The organism is Crossiella sp. SN42, from assembly GCF_023897065.1.
Classification (GTDB): domain Bacteria; phylum Actinomycetota; class Actinomycetes; order Mycobacteriales; family Pseudonocardiaceae; genus Crossiella.
The window spans coordinates 17,776-40,673 of the sequence record NZ_JAMHIV010000040.1 but is presented as its reverse complement, the minus strand read 5'-3'; the positions used below and the strand labels follow the sequence as shown (position 1 = coordinate 40,673).

Below are 22,898 nucleotides of genomic sequence, written 5' to 3'. Positions count from 1 at the left end.
AATCTGTAGTGCGATTGGCAGAACGGTTACCTGGCTGTCACGCGACTCCGCGGATCCGGCTGACCAGCACGCCGCCGAGCAGGGTGACCCCGGCGGCCAGCGCGTAGAGGGCGGGGTAGCCGCCGAGGTAGGCCAGCACCGGCGCGGCCACCGCGGGGGCCAGCACCTGGGGCAGCGCCGAGGCGATGTTGATCACGCCCAGATCCTTCGCCCGGTCCTGTTCGGTCGGCAGCACCTCGGTGAGCAGCGCGAAGTCCACCGAGGTGTAGACGCCGAAGCCGAGCCCGAGCACCACGGTGGCCGCCAGCACCGCGGGCCACACCGGCCAGAGCGCCAGCACCGCCAGCGCGGCCGCCATCACCACCGAGGCCCAGGTGACGAAGACCTTTCGTCGCCCCACCCGGTCCGACCACCGGCCGGCCAGCACCGTGGTGGCCAGCATGCTCACCGCGTAGACCGAGGTCAGGACCAGCACGCCGGTGCCGGGATCGGCGTGCCGAACTCCGTCGGTGAGGAAGAACAGCAGGTAGAGGGTGCCGAAGGCGTTGCCGAGGTTGAGCAGGAACCGGGTCAGCCAGGCCCAGCCGAAGTCCGGGTGCCGCCGGGGCGAGATCCAGAACCTGGCCAGAGTTCGGCCCGGCTGAACTGGCGGCTTGGCGAGCAGCACCTCGTCCCGGCTGCGTACGACGAACGGCAGCACACCGGCGACGAGCAACGTCGCACATCCGAGGTAACCCCACTGGATTCCGCCCAGCGCGGTGGCCAGCGCGGTGCCACCGAGCACGCCGACCATCTGGGCCAGCCCGACCCAGCCGCCGACCACCCCGCGCTGGCGCACCGGCACGTGGTCGGGCACCTCGGCGGTCAGCGCGGCCAGCGCCGCGTTCACCGCGGCCTGCACCAGGCACCAGCCGATCGCCATGACCAGCACGTTCGGCGCGGCGGCGAGCAGGAGCAGCGCGGCGGCGCCGAGCAGCGCGCCGCCCACGGTCCACGGGTGCCGCCGCCCGAACCGCCCCCTGGTGCGGTCGGACAGGGCCCCGGCCAGTGGGTTGGCCACCACCGACACCGCCGCGCCGAGGCCGGTGACCAGCGCGAGCACGGCTTCCTTCTGACCGGGCGCGAAGGCCGCCGCCTGCTGGCCGAGCAGCAGGTTGAGCGGTCCGAAGAAGGCCGCCCACACCCCGAGGTTGGCCAGCGTGAGCAGGCCAATCCAGCCGCCGCCGACCCGCTGCCGGGGCGTCACCGCGGTCATCCGCGCTGCTTCGCGATGTGCTCCCGCAGCCAGTGGAAGGAGTCCTTCGGCGTGCGCCGCTGGGTGGCGAAGTCCACGTGCACCAGCCCGAACGGCTGGCCGTAGCCCTCGGCCCACTCGAAGTTGTCCAGCAGGCTCCACACGTAATAACCGCGCACGTCCACCCCGGCCCCGATCGCCGACCGCAGCGCGTCCAGGTGCGCGGAGAGGAAGTCGATCCGCGGCTGGTCATGGACCCTGCCGTCGATGAGGTCCTCGGCGAAGCTGGCCCCGTTCTCGGTGATGTACACCGGTGGCAGGGTCGCGCCGTAGTTCTCCCGCAGCTGCACGAGCAGCTCGCGCAGCCCGTCCGGCACGATCGGCGAGTTCATCAGCGTGGCCGGGTGCTCGGCGATCTCACCGAGCTCGAACGGCAGCGGGCTGCCCTCGGCGGGCGCGCCGATCCGGGTCGGGTTGTAGTAGTTGACCCCGTAGAAGTCGATCGGCTCGCTGATGATCCGCAGGTCCTCGGCCGGGATCTCGAAGCCGGGCAGGTGTTCCGGCGACTTGCCGAGCAGGATCGGGTCGGCGAAGAGCCGGTTGTGCAGCGCGTCGTAGGCGGCGGCCGCGGCCAGCGTCTCCGGCCGGTCGTCGGCGGCCCAGACCGGGGTGTGGTTGTTGGCGGTGCCGATGAGCCCAGCGCCGCCTGCCCGCAGCGCCCGGACCGCGAGGCCGTGCGCGAGCAGCTGGTGGTGCGCGGTGGGCAGCGCGTCGAAGAGCAGGGCCTGGCCCGGCGCGTGCTGGCCGAGGCCGTAGCCGAGCAGGGTGATCATCGCGGGCTCGTTGAGCGGCACCCACATCGCCACCCGGTCGGCGAAGGCCTCGGCCAGCACGGCGGCGTAGTCGGCGAAGCAGGCCGCGGTGTCCCGGTTGAGCCAGCCGCCCTCGTCCTCCACCGCCTGCGGGGTGTCCCAGTGGTAGAGCGTGACCATCGGCGCGATGCCGGCCGCGCACAGGGTGTCGATCAGCCGGTCGTAGAAGCCGAGGCCCGCCCGGTTGAGCGTGCGGCCGTCCGGCTGGATCCGCGGCCAGGCCACGGAGAACCGGTAGCTGTCCACGCCGAGCTCGCGCATGAGCTCGACGTCCTCCGGATAGCGGTGGTAGTGGTCGCAGGCCTGCGCGCCGGTCTCACCTGAACGGGTCTTTCCCGGCGTGGCGCTGAAGGTGTCCCACGTGGACCTCCCCCGGCCGCCCGCGGTTACGGCACCCTCGATCTGGTACGCGGAGGTGGCCACCCCCCACACGAAGTCGGTCACCGTTGCCTCCGCCCAGTAATGTGAAACTGATTCGCATCTTAGGCGTGTCGTGGTTCACACGAAAGAGCTTCTTAGTCGATCACGCCAGAATGGACGCCTGTCCGCCGCCGCAAGCTCCAGGGAGCCGCCCGTGTCAGCTGATCTCACCCCCCTCCGGCGCCGACCGGTCCAGCAGCGCAGCGCGCAGCGGGTCGAACGGATGCTGGACGCGTGTGCCGAACTGGTCGCCGAGCTGGGCTACGACGGCGTCACCACCACGCTCATCGCGGAACGGGCCGGTGTCGCGGTCGGCTCGCTCTACCAGTTCTTCCCGGACAAGCGCGCGGTGGTGCAGGCGCTGACCATGCGCAACCTGGACCGCTTCCTCAGCCAGGTGCTGGAGCGGCTGGCCGAGGTGGAGCTGGCGCACTGGTGGGACGTGGTGGACCGGGCCTTCGACGTCTACATCGCCATGCACCGCGAGGTGCCCGGCTTCCGCAAGGTGCACTTCGGCGACGCGGTGGACGTGCGGCTGCTCGACGACGGCAAGGACAACAACACGGTGATCGCCGACCGCCTGGCGCAGCTGATCGCCGAGCGGTTCGGGCTGCCGCTGACCGAGGTCCAGCTGCCCATGGCGGTGGCCATCGAGGCCGCCGACGCGGTGCTGCACCTGGCCTTCCGGCACGACCCCGACGGCGACCCGAAGGTGGTCGCCGAGGCCAAGGCCCTGGTCAGGGACTACCTGGGCAGCCGGATCCGCTAGCCGAAGACCCGGCCCTCGCCGCGGTAGGTCGGCGCGCTCAGGCTGACCTGGTCGCCGTCGATGAAGTGGAACTCGGTGAAGCGCTCGGCCAGCTCACCGGCCTTGGCGTGCCGGAACCAGACCCGGTCGCCGATGGCCAGGCCGTCCGCGGCCTTGCCGGTCAGCGGCGTCTGCACCTCGCCGGCGCCCTCGGTCGGCACCAGCTTGAGCCCCCTCGGCAGGTACGGCACCGGCACCCGGTCCGGCCCCACCGGTCCGGAGGCGAGGTAGCCGCCGGCGAAGACGGTGGCGGTGCCCCTGGCCGGCCTACGCACCACGGGCAGCGCGAACAGCGCGGCCGGGCGCAGGTGCAGGTGCTGGTAGTTGTCGAACAGGGTCGGCGCGAGCAGGCCGGAGCCCGCGGTCAGCTCGGTGACCGCGTCCTCGGCCGCGGTCCGCTCCAGGCTGCCGGTGCCGCCACCGTTGACGAACTCCAGCTCGGCCACCGAACGCACCGCGGCCACCGCCACCGCCCGCCGCTCGGCCAGTTCCACCAGCGAACGCTTCTGCATCCAGCGCACCGCGGCCCCGCGCACCGGCTTGCCGGCCGGCTTGTCGCCGAGCCCGGCCACCTGCGCCTCATAGGACATCACCCCGACCAGCGTGAACCCCGGCCGGCGGACCACCTCCACGGCCAGCGAGCGGGCCTGCGCCGGGGTGTGCACCGGCGAGCGCCGGACCCCGACGTGCACCAGCCCGGACAGCGGCCGCCAGGAGGCGTCCAGCTCCAGGCAGATCCGGATCTCCGGGTGGCCAGGCCCGAGCACCTCGGTGATCAGGTCCAGGTGTGCGGCATCGTCGATCATCAGCGTGATCGCGGCCCGCGCGCCGTCGTCGGCGGCCAGCTTCTGCAGCGCGGCCCGGTCCACGGTTGGGTAGCCGATCAGCAGGTCGTCACTGACCCCCGCACCGTGTAGCCACAGTGCCTCGTTGAGGGAGTAGCACATGAGACCGGCGAAACCCGGATGGTCCAGCGCGAGCTTGAGCAGCTCACGTACCCGGACCGACTTGCTGGCCAGCCGGATCGGCCTGCCGTGCGCACGGCGGACCAGCTCAAGGGCGTTGCTGTGGAACGCCGCGAGGTCGACCGCGGCCAGTGGCGGGTCGAGATGCGCGGTCGCGGCGTCGAAGCGGGACCTGGTCTGCGTGGCTAGCACACCGCAACGGTAAGCCGAAAACCTTGAAAGGTGAAACCTCTTCACGTACGTTCACCAACATCCGCCCCGATGATTGCGGAGGGTTGCCTTGTCGCGACAGAGTGCCACCGGCGCCTGGACCAACTGGGCCCGCACCGCCACCGCGCGGCCGGCCCGCACCATCCGCCCCCGGGACGTCGAGGAGATCGCCACCGCGGTGAAGGCCGCGGCCAGGGACGAGCTCACGGTGCGCGCACTGGGCAGCGGCCACTCGTTCAGCGCGGTCGGTTCGCCCGAAGGTGGCCTGGCCCTCGACCTGTCCGACTGGCGCGGGGTGATCGCGGCCGACCACCAGACCGGCCTGGTCACGGTCCGCTCCGGCACCCCGCTGCACCAGCTCAACCACGAGCTGGACCAGCTCGGCCTGGCCATGACCAACCTCGGCGACATCGACCGCCAGACCCTGGCAGGCGCGATCTCCACCGGCACCCACGGCACCGGCGCGGCCTTCGGCGGCCTGGCCACCCAGGTCAAGGCGCTGGAACTGGTGCTGGCCGACGGCTCCCTCCTGCGCTGCTCCGCGACGGAGAACCCGGCCGAGTTCAACGCCGCGCGGGTCGGCCTCGGCGCGCTGGGCGTGCTCAGCACCATCACCCTCCAGTGCGAGCCCGCCTACGCCCTCCAGGCCGCCGAGTACCCAGCGGGTCTCGACGAGACCATGGAGTGCTTCGACGAGCTCACCGAGACCAACGACCACGCCGAGTTCCACTGGTTCGTGCACACCGACCGGGTCATGGTGAAGCGGAACAACCGCCTGCCCCAGGACGCGCCCCGGCAGCCGCAGCACCCGCTGCGCCGCTTCTTCGAGTACGAGGTGCTGGAGAACGCCGCGCTGGCCGCGGTCTGCCACACCGGCCGCGCCATCCCGGGCCTGGTCCGCCCGCTGAACCGGCTGTGCGCGAAGGTCCTCGGCGAGCGCACCTACAGCGACGCCTCGCACCGGGTGTTCACCACCCCGCGCCGGGTCCGCTTCACCGAGACCGAGTACGCCATCCCGCGCGAGCACCTGCGCGAGGTCCTGGCCGAACTGCGGGCCGCCTCCGAGCGCCTCGAGCACCCGGTGAACATCCCGGTCGAGGTGCGGGTGGCCGCCCCTGACGACATCTGGCTGTCCACCGCGACCGGCCGGCCGACCGCTTACCTAGCCATCCACCAGTTCATCGGCATGCCCTACCGGCACTGGTTCGCCACTTTCGAGCAAATCGCCTATGCGGCGGGTGGCCGCCCGCACTGGGGAAAGATGCACAACCAGTCAGCGGAGACCCTCCGCGACCGCTATCCGCATTTCGCCGACTTCAAGGCCGTGCGCGCTGCCCTTGACCCGCACGGCCGCTTCCGCAACAGCTATCTGGACCGGGTACTCGGGAACTAGCTGACCGTGGTGGCCAGAATCCGGTCGTAAACCACCTCACGCAGCCACCGCACGGTGACTTCCTGCTCAACCGGGAAGTCCTGCGGCGGCCGCCCGCGCAGGGTCAGCTCCACCGGACCCGCGTCCTGCGCTGTGGCGACCGACACACCGTAGTGCCCGGCCCGCATCAGGCAGTTGGCCAGGAAGTCATCGCCCTCGGCCACCGCCGCCGGCACCACTACGGCCGTGTTGGTGAACCGGGAGAACGGGACGACCGAGGTCAGCGCGGTCCGCCAGTGCCGGGAGAGCGCGATCGCGCCGATCAGCCGCACCGCGGGAGCGGGCACCATGCCGGCCAGCTCAGGCCACACCCAGGTGGACACCGTGGTCCGGTCGGTGACCGGCGGACACCCCAGCGCCAACCGCTCGGCGTGCGCGTCGGTGATCAGCTCGGCGACCATCACCACCCGCCGCCCGAGCAACGTCATCGGCGGCAACATCACGCCACCCCAGCCCAGCAGTTCGGCGACCTTGGCGGCCAGGTGCTCCGGCGGCGCTGGTAACTCAACCGGGGCGACTGATCGGGCCGGAATGACAGGCAGTCCACCCTGAACTGTCGGCTGGCCCGTGGTGCGGCTCACGATCTTCGCCTCCCTGCGGCTTCACCAGTGCGGTCACCCACACCGGCGTTCTAGGCGTTCCGAAGCTGGTTCGTTCGCTGACGCCTTAACTGATTTACCAGGTCAGCGCCCTACCGCAGGGAAGGCAAACCACCGATTGCGACCGGCGGCCGAACCCAGTCGGTAACCGGTCGATGCACGGTCAAGCACTTCAGCCCGGCAGTGCGGCCGTTCGTGTGAGACCCACACGCTCACCGCTCACCGCACCCCAAACCCCGCCAACCGCCCCCAAAGAGGGACGAGAGAGAAGAGAAGGAAGGAGGGAAGGAGCCGAAGCCCGCCAAGAGAACACCAGGCAGACGCGCGGCGAAGGCCCAGCAAGGGCAGACAGGGAGAACAGGAGAGAAGGAGGGGAGGCCAGGGGGAGGCGAAGGCGAAGAGGGAGGGCGGAGAGGCGAAGAGCGAGAGGAAGAGGCACGAAAAGCCTTCCCAACCACGCTGGTTCAGAACCGCCCGCACCGTAGGGGGTCCGGGGGATTCGATCCCCCGGTGAAAATACAATGACGAAGGCCCAGGCGTAGCATGCCTGGGCCTTCGTCGGGTGGGCGAGGAGGGAGTTGAACCCTCACGTCCTTTCGGACACACGGACCTGAACCGTGCGCGTCTGCCATTCCGCCACTCGCCCCTTTCGGGGGCTCCCTTTTGGGGTGCGGCGAGAGCCTAGCACGGTCAGGGGACTGCATTACAACTCGCCCCCTCCCTCACCCCCAGACCCGGATACGATCGGGGTGAGCGACCGGACACGGAGCCGACACCGCAGCACCGCACGACCACGTTCGGTGCCCGGCGCTCGCTGGACTGGAACCGGATGCGGGAAGGTGGGACATGAGCCTCGTGCAGCGCTTCGAGCGCAAGCTCGAAGGCCTTGTCGGCAACACTTTCGCGCGTGTTTTCGGCGGCAACGTAGTACCCCAGGAGGTGGCTCAGGCCCTGCAAAGGGAGGCCGAACGCAAGGTCAAGGAGCTTGCCGGCGGCCGCCTTCTGGCACCCAACCACTACACCGTGACACTCGGCCCAGCCGACCACGACCGGCTAGCCGGCGACGAGCAGCGGATCACCGATCTGCTCGCCGACTGTGTCGGAGAGCATCTGACCGAGCACGGGTGGGACACATACGGTGACGTCGTAGTCTCCTTGGAGCGCTCTGAGACGCTGCACACCGGACAGTTCCACACGAGCTCGTCAGTCGACCCAGACGCATCGCCGCGCCGACGGCCGGCACCACCTCGCACCGCAGGAGACCGACCCATGAGCCAGCCACCCGGCCAGTACCCCGAGGGAGACCGCTACGCCCAGCAGCAGCAGGGGCAGTACGGCTACGACCAGCAGCAGCAAGGCGGCTACGGCCAGCAGGGCTACGACCCGAACTACGGTCAGCAGCAGGGCGGGTACGGGCAGCAGCAGGGCTATGACCAGGCCTACGGCCAGCAGCCGCAGCCCGGTTACGAGCAGGGTTACGGCCAGCAGCAGGGCTACGGTCAGCAGGGCTATGACCAGGGTTACGCCCAGCAGCCCGGTTACGAACAGGGCTACGGCCAGCAGCAACCGGGCTATGCCCAGCAGCCGGGTTACGACCAGGGCTATGCCCAGCAGCCCGGTTACGACCAGGGTTACGCCCAGCAGCAGCCGGGTTATGGCCAGCAGGGCTACGACCAGGGTTACGCCCAGCAGGGCTACCCGCAGCAGGGCGGCTACGCCGACCCCAATCAGCAGGGATACGCTCCGCCCGCTGTGCAGACCGGCCCGCGCACGCTGACCGCGACGCTACAGCTGGACGACGGCTCCAACCGGACCTATAGCCTCAAGCAGGGCAGCAACGTCATAGGCCGTGGCCAGGACGCCGATTTCCGTCTGCCGGACACCGGGGTTTCCCGCCGGCACCTGGAGATCACCTGGGACGGCCAGAACGCGATGCTGGCCGACCTGGGCTCGACCAACGGCACTACGGTCAACTCCAACCCGGCCCAGGCCTGGCAGCTCGCCGACGGCGACGCGATCAGGATCGGGCACTCGACGTTGGTGTTCCGGTCCCAGGGCTGACCAGGACGACATCGCAAGGCGGGAGCGGTCACAGCAGGTGCCAGAACTTGTGATGCAGCTGACCAGAGCAGGGTTTCTCGCCCTGCTCTGGTTGTTCGTGCTGGCTGCGCTCCGTGTCGTTCGCTCTGATCTCTACGCGGCCTCCGGGCTGCGGGTCGCCCTACCAGGTTCCCGACGGACCAGCGGGCGGCAGTTGCGGGGCAACAAGGCCGCCCGGCAACTCGTGGTGACCCACGGCGCGCTTGCGGGTACCCGCATCGCGCTGGACGGCCGCCCTATTCTCATCGGCCGTGCCGACGACTCCACCCTCGTGCTCGACGACGACTACGCGTCGACGAGGCACGCCAGACTCTCGCTTCGAGGAACGGACTGGTACGTGGAGGACCTAGGCTCCACCAACGGCAGTTATCTAGACCGGGCGAAGGTCACGGCACCCACCCGGGTCCCGCTCGGCGTTCCGATCCGTATCGGTAAGACGGTGATCGAGCTGCGCTCATGACCCTCGTCCTTCGTTATGCGGCCCGCAGCGACCGGGGCCTGGTGCGTTCCAACAACCAGGACTCCGTGTACGCCGGCCCACGCCTGCTCGCACTCGCCGACGGCATGGGCGGCCATGCCGCCGGTGAGGTCGCCAGCAAGGTCGTCATCGCCGCACTAGCCCCCCTCGACGACGACGAGCCCGGGGAGGACCTGCTCAGCGACCTGCGCGAGTCCATGCTCTCGGGCAACTCGGCGATCGCGGAACTGGTCGCCAGCGACCCCGACCTGGAAGGCATGGGCACCACGCTGACCGCGGTGCTCTTCGCCGGCCACCGGCTGGGCCTGGTGCACATCGGCGACTCGCGCGCCTACCTGGTGCGGGACGGCAACCTGTCCCAGATCACCCATGACGACACGTTCGTGCAGTCCCTGATCGACGAGGGCCGGATCACTCCGGACGAGGCGCTCACCCACCCGCAACGGTCGCTGCTGCTCAAGGCGCTGACCGGGCACGAGGTGGAGCCGAGCCTGGCGATCAGGGAAGCCCGCAACGGCGACCGGTACATGCTGTGCTCGGACGGGCTCTCCGGGGTGGTGTCGGCGGAGACGCTGGCCGAGGCCCTGGCCATCCCCGATCCACGCACCTGCGCCGACCGGCTGATCGAGCTGGCGCTCAAGGGCGGCGGCCCGGACAACGTGACGGTGATCGTCGCCGATGTGGTGGACGTCGACTTCGGGGAGAACGCCCCGATCGTTGGCGGCGCCGCGGGCGATGGCAGCGCCGATCCGCCACCGCCGGACTCCCCTGCTTCCCGCGCGGGCGCGCTGAACCCCGGCTGGCAGCAACAGCAGCCGCAGCGACCCGACCCGACCACGCCACCGCCGGACCCGCCACGGGGCAGGCGCTGGCTGCGCAGCATGTTGCTGGTGTTGCTGGTGCTGGTGGTGCTCGGCGCGGCCGGTTTCTTCACCAGGTACTGGGTGCTCCAGCAGTACTACGTGGGCCTGGACGACGACCGCCAGGTGGTGATCTTCCAAGGGGTGCAGGGCAGCGTGCTCGGCATCAAGCTCCAGCGGAAGGTCGAGGGCTCCTGTCCCCCGAACGTCAGCTGCGACCTGGACCCGATCCTGGTCTCGGACCTGAGCCAGTCGGGCAAGGACCTGGTCACCAACGGGATCACCGGGCTGGACGGGCTTGAGGGCGCGCGCAACGCGATCCGCAGGCTGCGCACCGCCCAGGTGCTGCCGCCCTGCCCGTCGCCGCCACCGGGCACGCCCGGCGCGGGCGGTCAGCCGACCACCACCAGCAGCGCACCGGCGACCACCGACCCGAACGTGCCCTCGACCACGGATGCGACGTCGCTGAACTCGCCGACGCCCAAGCCCGGGGTGGACTGCCGGACGGTGCGTTGATGGCTGAGTCGGCCGCGACGACCACCGGACCGCTGCCCGGGGGGCCGCCAGCTCAGCCGCCACCGACGCCGACCAGGCGCGGCACCGAGTTGATGCTGCTCGCCTTCGCCGCGCTGCTGGTCACCGGCGCGCTGGTGCTGGTGGAGATCAACCAGGAGCAGGAGCTGACCAACGCCCTGTTCTACTACGGCGCGGCCTACCTCGGCCTGTTCGGAGTGGCGCACGTGGCGGTGCGGATCTGGGCGCCCTACGCCGATCCGCTGATCCTGCCGTGCGTGGCGCTGCTCAACGGCCTGGGCCTGGTCATGATCCACCGGATCGACCTGGCCGAAGCCGAGCGGGCCGAGCTGCTGGGCAAGGTGTTCACCGCGGACGTGCCCAAGCAGATCATGTGGACCACGATCGCGCTGGCGCTCTTCGTCGCGGTGCTGGTGCTGATCAAGGACCACCGCACGCTGTCCAAGTACGGCTACACCGCGGGCCTGGTCGGCCTGGTCGCGCTGGCGCTGCCGGGCATCCTGCCGAACATCATCGCGCCGGAGATCAACGGCGCGAAGATCTGGCTGCGCATCCCCGGTGTGTTCTCCATCCAGCCCGGTGAGTTCGCCAAGATCCTGCTGATGGTGTTCTTCGCCGCGTTCCTGGTCTCCAAGCGGGACCTGTTCATGGCGGCCGGCCGCAAGGTGCTCGGCATGGAGCTGCCCCGCGCCCGCGACCTGATGCCGATGCTGTTCGCCTGGTTCGCCTCGCTCGGCGTGCTGGTGCTGGAGAAGGACCTCGGCACCTCGCTGCTGTTCTTCGGCATCGTGCTGGTGATGCTCTACGTGGCCACCGAGCGGGTCGCCTGGCTGGTGCTGGGCATGACCTTCTTCATCGGCGGCTGCCTGATCGCCTACCAGATCTTCGACCACGTCCAGGTCCGGGTGACCACCTGGCTGGACCCGTTCGCCGACTTCTTCAACAAGGGCCGCCAGCTCGGCCAGGCGCTGTTCGGGCTGGGCACCGGCGGTATCGGCGGCACCGGTCTTGGCGCCGGACGGCCGGAGCTGGTGCCGCTGGCCAAGAGCGACTTCATCGTCGCCGCGATCGGCGAGGAGCTCGGCTTCGTCGGCCTGGCCGCCCTGCTGATGCTCTACACGCTGCTGGTGATGCGCGGCATGCGCAGCGCGCTGGCGGTGCGCGACACCTTCGGCAAGCTGCTGGCCGGCGGCCTGTCCTTCGCGGTCGGGCTGCAGGTGTTCATCGTGGTCGGCGGCGTCACCAAGCTGATCCCGCTGACCGGTCTGACCGCACCCTTCCTGTCCCTTGGCGGATCGTCACTGGTGGCCAACTACGCGCTGGTCGCGCTGCTGCTGCGGATTTCCGACGGCGCGCGCAGACCCGCTGTGCAGAGCAAACCGGTGGTGCCGCAGGCGCCGATCGCGGAGGCGCACACCGTGCTCGTGGAGCGGCCCTCATGAACGCACCACTGCGCCGGGTGGCGCTCGCCGTCATGGTGATGGTCCTGCTGCTGCTGGCCAACGGCACCTACATCCAGGTGATCAAGGCCGACACCTACCGCAGGGACCCGCGCAACAGCAGGGTGCTGCTGGAGGAGTACTCCCGGCAGCGCGGCCAGATCAGCGCGGCCGGCGGTCAGCTGATGGCCACCGTGGAGACCACCAACGGGCGGCTGAAGTACCTGCGCAAGTACACCGAGGGCCCGCTGTACGCGCCGGTCACCGGCTACTACTCCTCCAGCTACGGCGCGACCGGGCTGGAGAAGGCGCAGGACACGGTGCTCAACGGCGAGGACCCGCTGCTGTTCGGCCGCAGGCTCTCCGACCTGATCACCGGCCGGGACCCGCGCGGCGGCAGCGTGCAGACCTCGATCGTGCCCAAGGTCCAGCAGTACGCCTACAAGGCGATGACGGACAAGAAGTTCACCGGCGCCGTGGTGGCGCTGGACCCGAAGACCGGCCGGATCCTGGCCATGGTCTCCACCCCGTCCTTCGACCCGAACCAGCTCTCCGCGCACGACACCGAGGCGCAGCAGAAGGCCTGGGGCGAGCTGAACAAGGACCCGAAGAAGCCCGCGCTGAACCGGGCCGTGGCCGAGACCTACCCGCCCGGCTCGACCTTCAAGCTGGTCACCACCGCGGCCGCGCTGGAGAACGGGTTCACCAAGGACAGCCCGCTGACCGCGGCGCCCACCATCACCCTGCCCGGCACCACGAACCAGCTGGAGAACTTCAACGGCAACCGCTGCGGCGGCGGGGAGACCGCGCCGCTGATCGAGGCGCTGGCCCGCTCCTGCAACACCGCGTTCGTGGACCTGGCGATCCAGCTCGGCGAGACCAAGCTGCGCCAGCAGGCGGAGAAGTTCGGCATCGGCGAGCAGGGGCAGAAGGTGCCGATCAACGTGGCCGCCTCCTCCCTCGGCGACATCCCGGACAAGGCGGCGCTCGGCCAGAGCGGCATCGGCCAGCGCGACGTCCGGCTGACCCCGTTGCAGGACGCGGTGGTCACCGCGACCGTGGCCAACGGCGGGGTGCGGATGGAACCGCAGCTGGTGAGCCAGATCCTGCGCGATGTCACCGTGCTGCAGGAGAACGACCCGGTGCGCGCGGGCACCGCGATGTCCGCGGCGACCGCGGCCACGCTCAAGGAAATGATGATCAAGTCGGAGCAGAACACCGCCGGTGGCGGGAAGATCTCCGGCGTCACCATCGCCTCCAAGACCGGCACCGCCGAGCACGGCAAGAACCCCAAGGAGAACAACCCGCACGCCTGGTACACCGCGTTCGCGCCGGCCGAGGACCCGAAGATCGCGGTCGCGGTGATCGTGGAGAGCGGCGGCGACCGGGGCCTGGACGCCACCGGCGGCACCGTGGCCGCGCCGATCGGGCGGGGCGTCATCGGCGCCTTCCTGGGGGGTGGCTGAGCATGCTCACCTCCGGCCAGCTGCTCGCCGACCGCTACCGCCTGGCCAGGCGGATCGCGGTGGGCGGCATGGGCGAGGTGTGGGAGGCCGCCGACACCAGGCTGGACCGGCGGGTGGCGATCAAGGTGCTCAAGCCGGAGCTGACCGGGGACGCGGAGTTCCTGCACCGGTTCCGCACCGAGGCCAGGATGACCGCCTCGCTGAACCACCCGAACATCGCCGCGGTGCACGACTACGGCGAGACGGCCGCGGTGCCCGATGGCCCGCAGGACACCGCTTACCTGGTGATGGAGCTGGTCGAGGGCGAGCCGCTGGCCGCGATCATCGCCGGGCAGGGCCGGATCAACGCCGAGCGCACCATGGACGTGCTGGAGCAGGCGGGACACGCGTTGCAGGCCGCGCACGAGCGCGGGCTGGTGCACCGGGACGTCAAGCCCGGCAACATCCTGGTCACCCCGCACGGCAAGGTGAAGCTCACCGACTTCGGCATCGCCAAGGCCGCGCACGCCGCACCGGTCACCCGCTCCGGCATGGTGATGGGCACCGCGCACTACATCGCGCCGGAACAGGCGCTGGGCGCGGAGGCGGAACCGGCCAGCGACGTCTACTCGCTGGCCGTGGTCGGCTACGAGTGCCTGGCCGGGCACCGGCCGTTCCTGTCGGACAACTCGGTCACCGTGGCCATGATGCACATCAGGGACCTGCCCCCGCCGCTGCCGCCGGACGTGCCACCCGGCCCGCGCGCGCTGATCGAGGCGACCCTGGTCAAGGACCCGAGGCAGCGGTACCGCAGCGGCGGCGAGTTCGCGGTCGCGGTGGCCGCGGTGCGGTCAGGGCGACCGCTGCCGATGCCCTCCGGCCTGGCCATGGCACCGCCGCCGGTGGGCCCGCCGCCAATGGGTCCTGGCGGGCCCATCACACCGATGTCCTCGCCGGGGATTCCCGCGCTGGGCCACGGGACCGGGCAGTTCGCCCCGCCCATGCTGGGGCGCCACCCGGTGAATGTGCGACCGCGTCGAACCGCGTTGTGGGTGGTGGTCGTCATATTCGTCGTGACGGCACTTGTTTTGGGAGCATGGGGACTCAGCGTGCTCATGCGCGCCGATGGCGGTGACCGGACCGGTGGCACGCAGAAGACCACCCCGGCGTCGACGGTGCGCGTGGATCCGATGGAGTACGTGGGGCGGGCGGCTTCGGAGGCGGCCGACCGGCTCACGAAATCCGGCCTGCACACCGATGTGCAGACGCAGGACGGCCACCGGCCAGCCGACCTGGCGCGGTGCGAGGTCACCGAGGTGACCCCGGCCGGGGAGCTGTCCGCGGGGTCGAGCGTGACCCTGCGCTGCGCGCCGCACGAGGACGGTTGACGTGCGGACACGGCACCTGAGAGACAAGAACAGACCACCGTCGACGAGGAGCGGGACAAGGCACCGATGAGCACTCCGCGACTGCTCTCCAACCGCTACGAGCTGGGCGAGACGCTCGGCTATGGCGGTATGTCCGAGGTCCACAAGGGCCGGGACGTTCGTCTGGGTCGCGACGTGGCGGTCAAGGTGCTGCGCGCCGATCTCGCCCGCGACCCGCAGTTCCAGCTGCGCTTCCGCCGGGAAGCGCAGAACGCCGCCTCCCTGAACCATCCCGCGATCGTCGCCGTGTACGACACCGGCGAGACGCAGACCGAGTACGGCCCGCTGCCGTACATCGTGATGGAGTTCGTCGACGGCAAGACCCTGCGCGACATCGTCAAGACCGAGGGACCGCTGCCCGCCCGGCGCGCCATGGAGGTCATGGCCGACGTCTGCGCGGCGCTGGACTTCAGCCACCGGCACGGCATCGTGCACCGGGACGTCAAGCCGGCCAACGTGATGATCACCAAGTCCGGCGCCGTGAAGGTGATGGACTTCGGCATCGCCCGCGCCGTGCACGACGGCCAGGCCGCGGTCACCCAGACCGCCGCGGTGATAGGAACCGCCCAGTACCTCTCACCGGAGCAGGCCCGCGGCGAGGCGGTGGACGCGCGCAGCGACGTCTACGCCACCGGCTGCGTGCTCTTCGAGCTGATGACCGGCGAGCCGCCGTTCACCGGTGACTCCCCGGTCGCGGTGGCCTACCAGCACGTGCGCGAGGACCCGAGGCCGCCGTCGCAGGTCAACCCGCAGGTGCCCGCGGTGCTGGACGCCATCGTGCTCAAGGCGATGAGCAAGAACCCGGCCAACCGCTACCAGTCCGCCGGCGAGATGCGCGGCGACCTGGTGCGGGTGCTCTCCGGGCAGCGGCCGCTGGCGCCGATGGTGATGTCGGAGGACGAGCGCACCCAGATCGTCGGTTCCGGCGGCGCCACCCAGGTGATGCAGGGCAAGCACCGGCCCGAGGCGCTGACCGACGACGATGACGAGGAAGAGGAGGAGCGCAAGGCCAAGCGGCGGCGCACCGCGTTCATCGCGGTCGCGGTCGCGCTCGGCGTGGCGCTGCTGATCCTGCTCGCCTTCCTGCTGGGCAACCTCTTCGGCACCAACTCCAACGGGACCGGCGACACGCTGAGCATCCCGAGGGTGGTCGGCAAGACCGCCGAGGTGGCCAGGCAGGACATCGCCAACGCCGGGTTCAGCAAGGTGCCCAGTGCCAAGCGGGTCACCTCCACACCGGACCAGCTGGACAAGGTGATCTCGGTGTCGCCCGGCGAGGGCCAGCAGGCAGCGAAGGACGCGGAGATCACGCTGACCATCGGCTCGGGCCCGGAGGAGGTCACCGTCCCCGACCTCAAGGGCAAGACCGCCGACGAGGCCGAACGGCTGCTCACCCAGGCCGGGCTCAAGCTCAGCGCGAACAAGAACGAGGAACCGGTCGACGACAACAAGCAGGTCGGCAAGGTCCAGTCGCAGAACCCCTCGGCCAACACCAAGGTGGCCAAGGACTCGCTGGTCACCATCACGGTCGGCAGGGCGCAGGACAAGGTCAGCGTGCTCAACGTGATCGGCCAGTCGGTGAACGCCGCGCGCAACAACCTGGAGAGCCTCGGCCTGAAGGTGGAGACCAAGGAGATCAGCTCGGCCAAGCCGAAGGACGAGGTGGTCGCGCAGACCCCCAGCGGCGGCGCCTCGGTGCGGCCCGGCACCACGGTGACGCTGACCATCTCCAAGAACGACCAGTTCACCATGCCCAACATCGAGGGCATGACCGAGACCGAGGCCCGCTCGAAGCTGCAGGAGTTCGGCTGGACCGGCACCTTCAGCAAGGCCGAGGTGAGCGGCAGCCTGAGCGAGTTCGGCAAGATCACCGACTCCAAGCCGGTGGCAGGCGACCCGGTGACCAAGACCCAGACGATCCAGATCCAGGTGGTCACCCGGATCGGCGGCGGTGGCACCCCGCCGACCAGCACCACACCCAAGACCGGCGGCTGAGCGGTACCAGCGAGAAGGCCCGGCTCCCCTTCGCGGGAGCCGGGCCTTCTTTGCGTCAGCCGGGGTTCAGCGGGCCGCGGCGGCCAGCTCGCGCATGCCCTTCTCCAGGGCGGCGACGGTGGGCTCCGGCACCGGGTGCCCGGCGATGGCCAGCCAGTTGGCCAGCATCCGGTGGCCGCCGTCGGTGAGCACCGACTCGGGGTGGAACTGCACGCCGTGGATGGGCAGCTCGCGGTGCCGCATGGCCATCACCACGCCGGACTCGGTGCGCCCGGTGACCTCGAACTCGGCGGGCACGGTCTCGGCCAGCACGGTCAGCGAGTGGTAGCGGGTCGCGGTGAACGGGTCGGGCAGCCCGGCGAGCACGCCGGTGCCGTTGTGGTGCACCTGGCTGGTCTTGCCGTGCAGCAGCTCCGGCGCCCGGTCCACGGTCGCGCCCCAGGCCACGCCCATGGCCTGGTGGCCGAGGCACACGCCGAGCGCGGGCTTGGCCAGCTCGGCGCAGCGCCGGATGACCTCGATGGTGCGACCGGCCCGCTCAGGGGTGCCCGGTCCTGGACTGAGCAGCACGCCGTCCACCGAGTCCACCTCGGCCAGCTCGACCGAGTCGTTGCGTCGCACGACGCACTCGGCCCCCAGCTGGGCCAGGTACTGGACCAGGTTGTAGACGAAGCTGTCGTAGTTGTCGACCACGAGTACCCGCACCCGGCCAGCTTACGACGCGTGTCGAGGACGAATCACTGACCGGTGGTGACCTGGTTGAACGGCAGCATCGGCTCGATCCACGGGAACACCACGAACAGCAGCAGTGCGACCACGCCGAGGATCAGGACCGCCGCCAGCAGCATCCGCAGCGGCAACGGCCCTGGCAGGTGCCGCCAGATCCAGCTGTACACGAGCCAACCGTACCTTTCAGCCGGTCTGGAACTCGGCTGGCACGGCCTTGGGATCCTTCGGGTCCTTCGGCTGGGTGCGGACCAGGACGCCGTGCACGATGAGCCGCTGCCGCGCGGAGAACCGGGGGTGGCAGGTGGTGAGCGTGATCAGCTTGGCCTGCTTGTCCTTGGGCACGGCGTTGTTCGCCCGCCACGGCACCGGCGCGATGACCTCGCCCTGCTCCGGCCGCACGATCTCCTGGCCGACGGTCTTGGCGTACGGGTCGTCCTTGCCGCCCTTGCCCTGCGGCGCGACCCCCTTGCACTTGCCGTCCGCGCCCTTGCCCTTGGCCCAGTCCTTGACCTCGTCGGCCTTGGGCAGCATCCGGTAGACGAACCAGTCGGTCTGGGTCTCCACCAGGATCGCGTCGCAGGACTCCAGCAGGTCGATGTCGTTGAACGGCGCGCCCTTGCCCACCCGGTGCCCGGCGACCGCGAAGTTGCCCGGCTGCCCGGGGTAAGCGGTGCCCTTGTAGTGCCCGGGCCCGACCTCGAGGATCTGGTCGGTGGTGCCTTCCAGCACGGTGTAGACGTAGTCCGGCCCGAACGCCGGGATGTAGACCTTGGCGAAGCCTTCGCCGTCGCCGACCTCGAACTGGTTGGTCCGCTGCGGCTCGTTGTTGTTGACCACGCTGGGGTTCTTCCACCGGTCGTCCATCGCGGAGGTCGCGTTGGCCTGCTTGCCCGCGGAGAGCCAGTCGGTCACGTAGACCTCGTAGACCACGAACAGCAGCACCACCAGCCCCGCGGTGATCAGCAACTCACCGAAGGTCCGCACCACCACCCGCCCGGTCTCCCGCCGCGGCTCCGGCACCTCGACCGCCCCGGCCGGCGTCTCCGGTTCAGGCTCGGGCTCCGGCTCGTCGAGGTCCTGGTACTGGTCGTACTCGTCGATCCGCGGAATGAGCTCGGTCTCCTGCTCGTCCAGCCGCGGCCGCGCGGGAATGCGCGGAATCGGCACGGTGAGCTCCTCCGGCGCGAGCGGCGGCACGGCCCTCGGCGGAGTGGGCGGCGCGTCGGACCGGACCGGCGGGATCAGCTGCGTCTGCTCGGTGTCGGCAGGCGGCGGGCCCGGCGGCACGGCCGGACGCTGGCCGCGCGGCGGCATCGGCGGCCGGGGCGGCTCCACCGGGGCGTCACCGGCGGCCCACTGCTCCCGCGGCGGCTCAGGACGGCGCGGCGGCTCGACCGGGCCGCGCGGATCCACCGGCGGACGCGGGGGCAGGTCGCCCTGCGCGCGCGGATCGCGCGGCGGCCTGGCCTCGAACGGCGGCTGCGGCTCGAACGGCGGCTCGGCCAGCGCACGCGGATCGCCGGGCGGCGGAGCGAACGGCGGCTCGCCCTGGGCGCGAGGGTCGCGGAGCGGCTCTGGCTCGTACGGAGCCTCGCCATGGGCCCGGGGCGGACGGGGGTCGAACGGCGGCTCGCCCGGCACGTGCGGTGGGCGGATGTCGTGGTGCGGCTGCCCCTGCGGGCGCGCGTCGTGCGGGAAGTCCGGGCGCTGTGCCTCCGGGCGTGGCTCGGGCCGGGGCGGGGCCTCGTCCGGCGGGGTCCACACCTGAGACGGGTCCAGGCGGCGGGGCGCCGGCCTCGGCGGCGCGGGGTGCTGCTCGGCGCCGGGCTCGGACCACCACTGCTCCTGCGGCGGCGGGGGCTGCTGCGCCCTGGCCTGCCGCTGGTGGATCTCCTGGGTGGCCTCGGTGCCGTCCTCCGGCTGCGGAGTGCGGGGGTCGGTCATCGGGGCACCTCCTGTGCCTTGTCCAGTCGTAACGCGCCGCCGTAGCCCGGCACGCGCACCACGTCGGGCCGCTGGACCCGGTAACCGAGTCCGTAGCTCTGGGCGTACTGCCGGAAGATTCGCACGCCGTCGGCGGCGTCCAAAGCGGAGTTCAGCTTGTCTGGGTCGCCGATGGCGCTGATCACATACGGCGGGGAGTAGGTGCGGCCGTGCAGCAACAGGGTGTTGCCGATGCAGCGGACCGCCGAGGTGCTGACCAGTCGCTGGTCCGCCACCGCCACCGCCTCCGCGCCACCGGCCCACAACGCGTTCAGCAGGCTCTGCAGGTCCTTCTGGTGCACCACGAGCGCGTCCACCGGGACATCCGCCGGGTACCGGCCGTCCGGGCCCCTCGGCGCGTCGCTGATGGTCACCACCAGGCCGGGGCCGCGCAGCGGGTTCAGGCCCGCCGGGCCGGCCAGGCTGGCCGCGGTGCCGCGGACCTTCTCCACCCGCTGGTCGGAGCCTGCCGCGCCGCGTTCCAGCGCCTCCAGGTCGGTGCGCAGGCGGCCGAGAGCCGCTTCAGCCTCGTGCACCCGGCCCTCGGCGTCGCGGACCAGGCCGTGCAGCTCGGTGTTGCGGCCGCCGCGCAGGTCGTGGCCGTCGGCCACGTTGTGGCTGACCGCGAAGATCAGGCCCGCGACCAGGCACATCACCGGCGCGGCCACCCGCCAGCCGTTGAGCCTCCGCACGCCTGAAATCCTCTCCTACGCCAAAGGTGGGGTAAGCAGGGGCAAGTTGCCTCTCCTCTGCTCTCTTCGGCTACGTTAACGTGTTCGTCGGGCCGGAGTTTCGTTTTCGCTGTGCCGAACGCGCTCCGCGAACAGACACAGCCATCGGATCCAACGTCAGGCGAGGACAGAATGCCGAAGTCCAAGGTCCGCAAGAAGGACGTCTACACGCCGCCGCCGGATCGGCGCACGCCGGTCAAGCTGAAGGCCAAGGGGCCCTCACACCCGATCTACATCACGGTGATGCTGCTGGTGATGCTGCTCGGGCTGGCCTGGCTGGTCGTGTACTACCTCGCGGGCCAGGACATCCAGTTCATGGCCGACCTCGGCTCGTGGAACTTCGCGGTCGGCTTCGCGCTGATGATCACTGGTCTGCTGATGACCATGCGCTGGCGCTGACCAGCGCAAACACGGTACGTATCGCGGCCCGGACGAACCACACGTCCGGGCCGTGCCGTGTTCACCCCCCGTTTGGCGGAGGGTCACTGAACCACACGGATGTAAGTCATCCCCAGTGGGGACAACTCCTGTGGATAACTTTTTCCACAGGCACCCCATAGCCGGTCCCCAGTGCCGGGGGCACACAACATGATGTGGTTGTACCGCTGGGCGCAACGGGGCAGACGGAACGCCCTCAACCGGGCAAGCTGGACGGGTGAACGAGCAGATGCCCTGGTCAACGGGCCAGAGTCGGCAAATTGCCTGGTCAGCGAACCCCGCCCTGGTGGCCGTCGGCTGGACCTTCGCCGCGCTCGCCGCGGTCTGGCTGACCGTCACCACCGATCCGGCAGGCCGGGTGATCGCCGCGGTCACCGCCCTGGTCCTGGGCTTCGCCGCGCTGTTCGGCACCGTCGCCCGGCCGAGGCTGGTCGCCGGCCCGATGGGGTTGACCCTGCGTGGCCTGTTCCGGACCCAGCAGTGGCCGTGGGCCGAGGTCGGCACCAGGCTCGTGCACACCCAGCGGCTGGGCCGCAGGGTCGCGGTACTGGAGATCGAGATCACCCAGGGCGAGGCGGAGCGCCTGTTCGTGCTCGGCAGGCTCGACCTGGGCACGGACCCCGAGGAGGTGGCCGCGCAGCTCACGGAACTGCGCGGCCTCGCCTGACTAGTTTCGCTCGGCCAGCACGCAGGTGGTGCGCTCGCCGGGCGGGCTGCACTCGAACCTGGGCAGCTCGTAGTACTGGAAGATCGCCAGCCCGGCCAGGGCCAGCGTGATCGCCACCACGTTGATGGTCTGCCACAGCTTCCTGGTGGCCACCGGCACGTAGATCAGCCCGGCCGCGATCAGCGCGCCGGTGACCAGGCCGCCGCCGTGGCCGACCCAGGACACGTTGCCGATGAACAGGCCGAACACCACGTTCAGCCCGAACACCATGGCCAGCGGCTGCAGGCTCTGCCGCCGCCGGATGAACACGATCACCACCGCGCCGAGCAGGCCGAAGATCGCGCCGGAGGCGCCGACCGCGCTGTCGGAGAACAGGAAGATCGCCACCGAGGCGCCGATCCCGGACAGCAGGTAGAGCACCGCGAACCGGATCCGCCCGAACAGCGGCTCCAACTCCTGGCCGAGCATCCACAGCGAGAACATGTTGACCGCGAGGTGCCACGGCGCCACGTGCAGGAACTCGCTGGTCAGCAGCCGCCACCACTGGTCCCCGGCGACCGCGACCTGCCACATCGAGCCGTTGTCGTAGACCCAGGACTCCCGCAGGTCGTTCACCCCGCCGGCCTGCACCGCGGTGAGCACGAAGAGCGCGACGTTCAGCACGATCAGCACCGGGGTCACGATCGGGCGAATCTGCTCGTCCTCGTTGCCGACCAGGTTGGTGCCCCGGCGCTGGGTCCGCTTGCCCTCGGCCACGCAGTCCACGCACTGCTTGCCGACCGGCGCGTCGCTGAGGCACCGGTAGCAGTAGGGCTTGCCGCAGCGGGTGCAGCTGAGCCCGGTCTCCTCGTCCTGGTGCCGCGTGCATCTGGGCAGCGTGTGCGGAGGGGTCATCGCCGCCGGCTCAGCGCTCGACCGAGACCGTCACGCGCTCGATGACGACCTCCTTGATCGGCCGGTCCATCCGGTCGGTCTCGGCCTGCCCGATGGTGTCCACCACGGCGCGGGAGGCCTGGTCGGCGACCTCGCCGAAGATGGTGTGCTTCATGTTCAGGTGCGGGGTCGGGCCCATGGTGATGAAGAACTGGGAGCCGTTGGTGCCGGGACCCGCGTTGGCCATGGCCAGCAGGTACGGCCGGTCGAAGCGCAACTCGGAGTTGAACTCGTCGGCGAAGGTGTAGCCGGGGCCGCCGCGGCCGGTGCCGGTCGGGTCGCCGCCCTGGATCATGAACCCGGCGATGACCCGGTGGAACACCGAACCGTCGTAGAACGGGCCGGAGCGCTCCCCGGCGGCGTTCTCGGTGGTGTAAGGCTTGCTGCCCTCGGCAAGCCCGACGAAGTTCTTCACCGTCTTGGGCGCGTAGTCCGGGAACAGCTTGATCCTGACCTCGCCTTCGGAGGTGTGCAGGGTCGCGGTCACGGTCGCCCCAACGAGCGATTCAGTGCTGTCAGCCACCGACCCATGGTGCCATCCACGGCGGGATCGTGTGAGAAGGGGCAGGATGGGGTAACGCGTTGACGAGGCCGTCGTC

General features: G+C 70.4%; 21 protein-coding genes and 1 tRNA gene. 11 read left to right on the top strand and 11 right to left on the bottom strand.

Annotated elements, in window-relative coordinates:
* Window positions 1-37: 37 nt before the first annotated feature.
* Both M8C13_RS37165 and M8C13_RS37160 read right to left on the bottom strand, forming a co-directional pair.
* Entirely contained in the window at window positions 38-1,255 is a 1,218-nt protein-coding gene (locus tag M8C13_RS37165; protein WP_252485488.1) for an MFS transporter, read from the bottom strand.
* A complete protein-coding gene (locus M8C13_RS37160) occupies window positions 1,252-2,550 on the bottom strand; it encodes a GH1 family beta-glucosidase (protein WP_252485487.1) in 1,299 nt (432 codons plus the stop codon). The genes M8C13_RS37165 and M8C13_RS37160 overlap by 4 nt, the downstream gene beginning before the upstream one ends.
* Before the next feature lie 130 nt (window positions 2,551-2,680).
* On the opposite strand from M8C13_RS37160, the gene M8C13_RS37155 reads away from it, so the two are divergent.
* On the top strand, window positions 2,681-3,295 hold the full coding sequence (locus M8C13_RS37155) for a TetR family transcriptional regulator (protein WP_252485486.1): 615 nt from the start codon (window positions 2,681-2,683) through the stop codon (window positions 3,293-3,295).
* On the opposite strand, the gene M8C13_RS37150 is transcribed toward M8C13_RS37155, so the two are convergent.
* Complete coding sequence (locus M8C13_RS37150) at window positions 3,292-4,491, bottom strand: amino acid deaminase/aldolase (protein ID WP_252485485.1); 1,200 nt, start codon at window positions 4,489-4,491, stop codon at window positions 3,292-3,294. The genes M8C13_RS37155 and M8C13_RS37150 overlap by 4 nt on opposite strands.
* Before the next feature lie 88 nt (window positions 4,492-4,579).
* On the opposite strand from M8C13_RS37150, the gene M8C13_RS37145 reads away from it, so the two are divergent.
* The gene (locus M8C13_RS37145) at window positions 4,580-5,902 is read left to right on the top strand and encodes a D-arabinono-1,4-lactone oxidase (RefSeq protein ID WP_252485484.1); all 1,323 of its coding nucleotides are present in this window, start codon (window positions 4,580-4,582) and stop codon (window positions 5,900-5,902) included.
* Here M8C13_RS37145 and M8C13_RS37140 read toward each other — a convergent pair.
* Together M8C13_RS37140 and M8C13_RS37135 are read right to left on the bottom strand one after the other, a co-directional pair.
* A complete protein-coding gene (locus tag M8C13_RS37140; protein ID WP_252485483.1) occupies window positions 5,899-6,522 on the bottom strand; it encodes a hypothetical protein in 624 nt (207 codons plus the stop codon). The genes M8C13_RS37145 and M8C13_RS37140 overlap by 4 nt on opposite strands.
* 581 nt (window positions 6,523-7,103) lie before the next feature.
* Window positions 7,104-7,186: transfer RNA gene (locus M8C13_RS37135), tRNA-Leu, on the bottom strand.
* Between the two features lie 200 nt (window positions 7,187-7,386).
* Here M8C13_RS37135 and M8C13_RS37130 point away from each other — a divergent pair.
* The 7 genes from M8C13_RS37130 to pknB all read left to right on the top strand — a co-directional run bounded on the left by M8C13_RS37130 (window position 7,387) and on the right by pknB (window position 16,818).
* The gene (locus tag M8C13_RS37130; protein WP_252485482.1) at window positions 7,387-8,601 is read left to right on the top strand and encodes a DUF3662 and FHA domain-containing protein; all 1,215 of its coding nucleotides are present in this window, start codon (window positions 7,387-7,389) and stop codon (window positions 8,599-8,601) included.
* A 37-nt stretch (window positions 8,602-8,638) separates the two neighbouring features.
* The gene (locus tag M8C13_RS37125) at window positions 8,639-9,100 is read left to right on the top strand and encodes an FHA domain-containing protein (protein ID WP_185001042.1); all 462 of its coding nucleotides are present in this window, start codon (window positions 8,639-8,641) and stop codon (window positions 9,098-9,100) included.
* Window positions 9,097-10,494 carry a PP2C family serine/threonine-protein phosphatase gene (locus tag M8C13_RS37120; RefSeq protein ID WP_252485481.1) on the top strand — a complete coding sequence of 466 codons (1,398 nt, stop codon included), beginning with the start codon at window positions 9,097-9,099 and terminating at the stop codon, window positions 10,492-10,494. The genes M8C13_RS37125 and M8C13_RS37120 overlap by 4 nt, the downstream gene beginning before the upstream one ends.
* Entirely contained in the window at window positions 10,494-11,954 is a 1,461-nt protein-coding gene (locus M8C13_RS37115; RefSeq protein WP_252485480.1) for an FtsW/RodA/SpoVE family cell cycle protein, read from the top strand. Before M8C13_RS37120 ends, M8C13_RS37115 begins: the two co-directional genes overlap by 1 nt.
* Entirely contained in the window at window positions 11,951-13,417 is a 1,467-nt protein-coding gene (locus M8C13_RS37110; protein WP_252485479.1) for a penicillin-binding protein 2, read from the top strand. The genes M8C13_RS37115 and M8C13_RS37110 overlap by 4 nt, the downstream gene beginning before the upstream one ends.
* Before the next feature lie 2 nt (window positions 13,418-13,419).
* On the top strand, window positions 13,420-14,784 hold the full coding sequence (locus M8C13_RS37105; RefSeq protein WP_252485478.1) for a serine/threonine-protein kinase: 1,365 nt from the start codon (window positions 13,420-13,422) through the stop codon (window positions 14,782-14,784).
* 66 nt (window positions 14,785-14,850) lie between these two features.
* Window positions 14,851-16,818: a Stk1 family PASTA domain-containing Ser/Thr kinase gene (gene pknB / locus M8C13_RS37100; RefSeq protein WP_252485477.1), complete on the top strand. Its 1,968-nt coding sequence runs from the start codon at window positions 14,851-14,853 to the stop codon at window positions 16,816-16,818.
* A 66-nt stretch (window positions 16,819-16,884) separates the two neighbouring features.
* Here pknB and M8C13_RS37095 read toward each other — a convergent pair whose 3' ends face one another.
* From M8C13_RS37095 to M8C13_RS37080, 4 genes are read right to left on the bottom strand one after another with little or no spacing between them, the layout of a single operon-like run.
* Window positions 16,885-17,523, bottom strand: a complete 639-nt coding sequence (locus M8C13_RS37095) for an aminodeoxychorismate/anthranilate synthase component II (RefSeq protein ID WP_252485476.1) — start codon at window positions 17,521-17,523, stop codon at window positions 16,885-16,887.
* A gap of 32 nt (window positions 17,524-17,555) precedes the next feature.
* A complete protein-coding gene (locus tag M8C13_RS37090; RefSeq protein ID WP_252485475.1) occupies window positions 17,556-17,714 on the bottom strand; it encodes a hypothetical protein in 159 nt (52 codons plus the stop codon).
* A 16-nt stretch (window positions 17,715-17,730) separates the two neighbouring features.
* Window positions 17,731-19,491: a class E sortase gene (locus tag M8C13_RS37085; RefSeq protein ID WP_252485474.1), complete on the bottom strand. Its 1,761-nt coding sequence runs from the start codon at window positions 19,489-19,491 to the stop codon at window positions 17,731-17,733.
* Complete coding sequence (locus M8C13_RS37080) at window positions 19,488-20,222, bottom strand: DUF881 domain-containing protein (RefSeq protein WP_252485473.1); 735 nt, start codon at window positions 20,220-20,222, stop codon at window positions 19,488-19,490. Before M8C13_RS37080 ends, M8C13_RS37085 begins: the two co-directional genes overlap by 4 nt.
* A gap of 171 nt (window positions 20,223-20,393) precedes the next feature.
* On the opposite strand from M8C13_RS37080, the gene crgA reads away from it, so the two are divergent.
* A complete protein-coding gene (gene crgA / locus M8C13_RS37075) occupies window positions 20,394-20,660 on the top strand; it encodes a cell division protein CrgA (RefSeq protein WP_252485472.1) in 267 nt (88 codons plus the stop codon).
* Between the two features lie 256 nt (window positions 20,661-20,916).
* Window positions 20,917-21,366 (top strand): PH domain-containing protein, encoded by a 450-nt coding sequence (locus M8C13_RS37070; protein ID WP_252485471.1) that lies wholly within the window; start codon window positions 20,917-20,919, stop codon window positions 21,364-21,366.
* Here the strand turns inward: M8C13_RS37070 and M8C13_RS37065 are convergent, their stop codons facing one another.
* Both M8C13_RS37065 and M8C13_RS37060 read right to left on the bottom strand, forming a co-directional pair.
* Window positions 21,367-22,260 (bottom strand): rhomboid family intramembrane serine protease, encoded by an 894-nt coding sequence (locus M8C13_RS37065; protein ID WP_252485470.1) that lies wholly within the window; start codon window positions 22,258-22,260, stop codon window positions 21,367-21,369. It lies immediately after the preceding gene.
* Window positions 22,261-22,270: 10 nt separating this feature from the next.
* On the bottom strand, window positions 22,271-22,822 hold the full coding sequence (locus tag M8C13_RS37060; RefSeq protein WP_252485469.1) for a peptidylprolyl isomerase: 552 nt from the start codon (window positions 22,820-22,822) through the stop codon (window positions 22,271-22,273).
* Window positions 22,823-22,898: the final 76 nt, after the last annotated feature.